Origin of the sequence: Bradyrhizobium nanningense, assembly GCF_004114535.1 — a bacterium.
GTDB classification, from domain to species: domain Bacteria; phylum Pseudomonadota; class Alphaproteobacteria; order Rhizobiales; family Xanthobacteraceae; genus Bradyrhizobium; species Bradyrhizobium nanningense.
Map to the genome: position 1 here is coordinate 1 of NZ_LBJC01000051.1, position 1,114 is coordinate 1,114.

The following is a 1,114-nucleotide window of genomic DNA, read 5'->3' on the forward strand; positions in this document are numbered from 1 at the left end:
TGCGGATTCCGATCGATGTCGCCCAGGATTCCGAGATGATCTCGCCCACCATTCCGATTTGAAGTCGCCCACCCGTTCCGAGATGATGTCGCCCACCATTCCGGGATGATGTCGCCCGGGTGACGAGACCTCTTCTGGCTCCCATAGGGTCAACCTTTCGGTTTTGCGAAGGGGGACCCTGGATGCCGACGGAGAGGCTTGCGATGCGCCGTGTGCGCGATGTGATCAGGATGAAGGCGGCTGGGCTGCCGAGCCGCGAGATTGCTCGGCGGATGGGCGCGGCGCCCTCGACAGTGCGGCTGACCATCCGGCGGTTCGAGGCCGCAGGCCTGAGCTGGCCGTTGCCCGACGAACTCACGGACGCGGCCCTGGAGGCCCGCCTGTTCGCCAAGACCGGCAACGGTAACCGGCAGGGTCATCGCCGCATCGCCGAGCCCGACTGGGCGGCGGTGCACCGCGAGCTCAAGCGCAAGCACGTGACGCTGTCGATCCTATGGGAGGAGTACATCGGCGCCGAGCCCGGCGGATACCGGTACTCGCGCTTCTGCGAGCTTTACCGCGCCTGGGAGGGACGCCTGTCGGTGACGATGCGCCAGGCGCACGCGGCCGGCGACAAGCTGTTCGTCGACTACGCGGGCGACGGCGTGCCGGTGGTGGTCGACCGCCTCACCGGCGAGCGGAGGACGGCGCAGATCTTCGTCGCCGTGCTCGGCGCCTCGAGCTTCACCTACGCGCAGGCGACGTGGACGCAGGGGCTCGCCGACTGGATCAGCGCCCATGTTGGCGCCTTCGCGGCGATCGGCGGCGTCCCGGCGCTCTTGGTGCCTGACAACACCAAAGTCGCAGTCATCAAGGCGAGCCTCTACGACCCGCAGATCAATCGCACCTATGCGGAGATGGCTGCGCATTACGGCACGGCCGTCTTGCCGGCGCGACCTCGCAAGCCGCGCGACAAGGCCAAGGTCGAGCAGGCCGTCCTCATCATCGAGCGCTGGCTGCTCGGCCGCCTGCGCCACCGCGTCTTCTACAGCCTCGCCGAGGTCAACGCAGCGATCGGCGAGTTGCTCACCAGGCTCAACGAGGAGCGGCCGATCCGGCGGCTCGGCGTGACGCG

At 68.0% G+C, this 1,114-nt stretch carries 1 protein-coding gene; it reads left to right on the forward strand.

Annotated elements, in window-relative coordinates; translation table 11 throughout:
• Positions 1–203: 203 nt before the first annotated feature.
• On the forward strand, positions 204–1,114 hold a 911-nt coding region (gene istA, locus XH84_RS31785; protein WP_245471911.1), incomplete at its 3' end, for an IS21 family transposase.